The 3,973-nt window shown below is 69.1% G+C and carries 5 protein-coding genes; 2 read left to right on the forward strand and 3 right to left on the reverse strand.

Features of this window, described 5'->3' with window-relative positions:
• Positions 1-1,144, forward strand: a 1,144-nt coding sequence (locus VN779_RS18990; RefSeq protein ID WP_325725195.1) for a glycoside hydrolase domain-containing protein, incomplete at its 5' end; no start/stop codon positions are given.
• 49 nt (positions 1,145-1,193) lie between these two features.
• On the opposite strand, the gene VN779_RS18995 is transcribed toward VN779_RS18990, so the two are convergent.
• Positions 1,194-1,787, reverse strand: a complete 594-nt coding sequence (locus tag VN779_RS18995) for a TIGR03086 family metal-binding protein (protein WP_325725197.1) — start codon at positions 1,785-1,787, stop codon at positions 1,194-1,196.
• Positions 1,788-1,953: 166 nt separating this feature from the next.
• The gene (locus tag VN779_RS19000) at positions 1,954-2,733 is read right to left on the reverse strand and encodes a S1 family peptidase (protein WP_325725199.1); all 780 of its coding nucleotides are present in this window, start codon (positions 2,731-2,733) and stop codon (positions 1,954-1,956) included.
• Positions 2,734-2,954: 221 nt separating this feature from the next.
• On the opposite strand from VN779_RS19000, the gene VN779_RS19005 reads away from it, so the two are divergent.
• Positions 2,955-3,788 carry an SAM-dependent methyltransferase gene (locus tag VN779_RS19005; RefSeq protein WP_325725201.1) on the forward strand — a complete coding sequence of 278 codons (834 nt, stop codon included), beginning with the start codon at positions 2,955-2,957 and terminating at the stop codon, positions 3,786-3,788.
• Positions 3,789-3,814: 26 nt separating this feature from the next.
• On the opposite strand, the gene VN779_RS19010 is transcribed toward VN779_RS19005, so the two are convergent.
• The coding region (locus VN779_RS19010; RefSeq protein WP_325725203.1) for an L-serine ammonia-lyase, iron-sulfur-dependent, subunit alpha at positions 3,815-3,973 on the reverse strand (159 nt) is incomplete at its 5' end.

The raw sequence follows: 3,973 nt of genomic DNA on the forward strand, positions 1-3,973 counted from the left end.
GTGCGTGCGGTTCGACGTGCACGCTGTGTACTACGGCAGCCCGTCGGCCGCTCAGCGGTGCACCGCGACCGGCGGCGCGGTTCGCAGTGCGGTGCTTGTCGCGCCATCGTCCGGCGCGACGAAGGCGAGCGCAGTCGATGACGCGGTGGACCAGCGGATCACGGCCACGCTGCGGGGCGTGCAGATCACCGCGTCGTACGGTACTGACAGCGACCGGTCATCCGTCGTGGCACTCCTTTCGGCTGCCGGTGTGCCGGCGCCGACCGTGTCCGGTGCTGCCGACTCGGCCTCCACTGCCGTGGTCGCACAGCGGATCGCGGCGAATCTCGCGCCGGTTCAGGGCCGCGTGTCGCCGGGTGGAGTCGCCGTGATGACGCAGGCCTATAAGGGCCTTGGCTTCGATGCTTGCACCGCTCCGAGCACCGCGCAGATGAACGCGTGGGGCGGATCGCCGTTCGGCGCGGTAGGCGTGTATATCGGTGGAGCCGAACGGGCGTGTACGCAGCCGAATTTGACGGCGTCGTGGGTGAGCGCCGAGGCGAGCGCGGGGTGGCGGATGCTGCCGCTGTATGTCGGCCCGCAGATTGCCTACGGCGACGTCACAAACGCCGCCGCGGCGCAGGGCAAAGCTAGCGCCGATGATGCCGCGATTCAGGCGTCTTCACTCGGGATCGGTCAGGGCGCGGTGCTGTACTACGACATGGAGGGCGGTGACTACACGAGCGCGCAGACGGCTGCGGCGCAGACGTTCCTGGGCGCCTGGACCGCCGAGTTGCACGCGCTGCACTACCGAGCAGCGGTCTACGGAAACGAGAGCGGCGCGGTCGGCGCGCTGAACGCCGACTGGGGCACGGTAACCGAGCCGGACGTGATCGACGTCGCCAACTGGAACAGCACGGCGGACGACGATCCGGGTGCGGATCCGGCCGACCACTGGGGCGGACACCGAGTGCACCAGTTCCAAGGCGGCGCGAACGCGACGTACGGAGCCGTCACAATCAACATCGACCAGGACTTCTTCGGCCTGGCCGCACCGTGCGGGCCCGCGCTCGCGACCGGAAGCGGCATCGTGCCCCGGTACATGACCGGCTGCTCGGCGTCACCGGCACCGGTGCCGACGCCGTCCCAGTCCCCGTCGCGCTAGGGAGTCCGGTCCGGCCCTGTCGTACTAGTGCGTCCGGTACGTCCTCGCGCTAGGCAGTCCAGTCCGCGCGGCGCCCGAGGAAGTTGAGCAGCGCGACAGCGTCATCCGCGCCCGCCGCCGACTCATCCGATTCCACCGCCGGGCCAAAGGCGAAGCCGCGCAGCGGTTCTACGAGCGCGTCCGCGGTCGGCCGCAGCGCTTGGGCAAGGGTCGCAGTGAGCGGCGAGGGCTGGCCGGTCGCGACCGCGATGTCCCATGCGTGCACCGCGGCGTCCAGGGCGGCCGCAGCGACCGCCGAGGGTGCGGGCAGTTTGAAGGGCGGCAGCGGGACAGGCACCTCTGCGTCGTCCGGCTCGATCGCTGCGAACGCATTCGCCGCAGTGCTCAGCGCGGAGTCCAGGAGTACGGACGGGTCTGCGCTGATTGCACCGGAGGGAGCGAACGGATCGCCATCGGGCCCTGGGCCGCCGGTGAGCTTCGCGGCGTACGCCAACTGGTCTCCCGCAGCGTGCTGGAGGACTTGCGTCACGTTCCATTGTTCGCAGGGAGTCGGCAGGTTCCATCCGCTCACCGGCACGCCCGCAACCACGGTCCGAAACGCCTGATGTGACTCGTCCAGCAGTGTCCATGTGCTCTGCGTCATGCAGGGACTCTAGCTTCTGCCGCCAGTCTGCGGCGCGGCGCGGCGCGGCTGCGGCGGCGCGACGGGCGGACCGCCGGTGCCTAAATCAGCAGCCTGGTTGGATATGCGAAGCCCGATGCTGAGCGGCCCGCCCCGGCATCTGCCGAGACGGGCCGCCGCGCCGCGCCTAGCCGGCGTTCTGGGCGATGTTCTGGTAGATCCACTGGAAGACCACGTCGGCGCGGGCCGTGGTCTCCAGCTGGTCGTGCGGGCAGCTCGGGCCGGTGCTTTCGACCGACACCAGCACCCCGGTCTTCGTGCCGGCCGGGATGAAGTACGGCATACCCGAGTCATACAGGCACGAGCTGGTGTCCGGCGACGGAGAGACCCCGTGCACGCCGATGGTGTCCGCGTCCACCTCGCCGACCGCCACCTCGCCGGTGTTGAGCACCGTACCGGGCGTCGCGTTCACGTCCGAGGTCGCGCCCCACCCGGCCATCGTCAGCTGCTCGCCAACGTGCGGCGCGATCGGGGAGACCGCCAGCGGGGCGATGTCCCGGATCGGCGCGTCCAGCTTGACCAGCGCGATGTCGTTGACCGGCGACTGCCACACGTTGACGACGTTGCGCGTCTCGCCCGGGCTGGCAGACAGATCCACCGTGCCCACGGTCACCGTCGTCGCATACTGCGGCGGGCCGCTGACCCGCACCCGGTTGACGTCGTGGAAGCAGTGGCCGGCCGTGAGCACGAAGTTCGGCGCGACCAGCGCACCGGAGCAGGCGCTGTTGTAGAAGGTGCCGTCCGGCCTGGGAATGTGGGTCATCGTGAACTTGGCGGCGAACGGATACTGACCCGGGGTAGCGGGGGTTCCGTCGGCGATGGCGTGCGCCGGGGTGACAGCCATGAGTACTGCGCTAGCGCTGCCCGCCGCGAGCGCGGTCAGTCGGATCGCTAGTTTTCTACGCATGTGATGGTGCTCCCTTGGCTTTGAAGCGTCCCCGGAACATCCGGGGCCGAACTGTGGCGGCGAGCAGTTGCCGGGCCGTACGCCGCCGTCCGTGGTAAGGACGGTACGAGCCCTGTCACAGTTCCAAGGCCGGCCGCAGCCGCGCCTACGCTGCTCAGTCGAGTCGCGCCATCATAGGCAGCGCACGGTGAGTACGTTCGCCCGTCTTCGAAGGGGAAGTTGTGGCTCAAGACGCTGGCTGGTCACCGCAGGACGCGGACGTCGAGCGGCCAAGTCCTGCGCGCATGTACGACTATTTCCTCGGGGGCAGCCACAACTTCGCCCCCGACCGGGAACTGGCCGAGCGGTACATGCAGGTGCTGCCGGACATGCCGGAGATCGCGCGGGCCAACCGGAAATTCCTGGTGCGGGCGGTACGAGCGCTCACCGCGGCTGGCGTTGACCAGTATCTCGACCTGGGATCCGGCCTGCCGACGCAAGGCTGCACCCATGAGACCGCGCGGAAGATCAACCCGAGCGCACGGGTGGTGTACGTGGATGTCGACCCGGTGACCGTCGAGTTCGGACGATCACTGCTGGATACGACCAGCGGAGTCGAGATCCTGCACGCGGATCTGCGCGCGCCGCAGGCCGTGCTTGACAGCGCCGAAGTGGCGCGCTGCCTGGACCTGAGTCGCCCGGTCGGGGTGCTGATGGTCGCGATGCTGCACTTCGTGCCGGACACCGACGACCCGGCGGCCCTGGTGGCCGCGTACCGCGACGCGAGCGCGCCTGGCTCTCACCTGGTGGTCTCGCACGCCACCAGCGACTACCACCCGGAGACCATGCGCGAGGCAGCGAGCGTCTACAACAGCGGCGCGACGCACGGGATGAACTTCCGTTCCCGCGCGCAGATCGGTGCGCTGCTGAGCGGCTACGAACTGCTTGAGCCGGGCCTTGTCGACGTAATCCGCTGGCGGCCCGATGACGATCACGACCCACTCGGCGGCGACGTGAGCCGTTACAACTTGCTGGCCGCCGTAGCCCAGAAGCCCTCGGTGGTCTTGGCGACCTAGTCGAATACCCAGTCAGCGCCGTTGGCCTAGCACTCGATGACGTTGACCGCGAGGCCGCCGCGCGCGGTCTCCTTGTACTTGACCTTCATGTCGGCGCCGGTCTCCTTCATGGTCTTGATGACCTTGTCCAGCGAGACGTGATGGCGGCCGTCGCCGCGCAGTGCCATGCGCGCGGCGGTGACGGC

The sequence above is a fragment of the Actinocrinis sp. genome (genome assembly GCF_035605935.1).
Classification (GTDB): Bacteria; Actinomycetota; Actinomycetes; order Streptomycetales; family Catenulisporaceae; genus Actinocrinis.

What these genes read in the sequence shown, in the direction of transcription:
- VN779_RS19000 (WP_325725199.1), bottom strand. Translation starts at nt 2,733, where the DNA reads ATGCGTAGAAAACTAGCGATCCGACTGACCGCGCTCGCGGCGGGCAGC.
- VN779_RS18995 (WP_325725197.1), bottom strand. Translation starts at nt 1,787, where the DNA reads ATGACGCAGAGCACATGGACACTGCTGGACGAGTCACATCAGGCGTTT.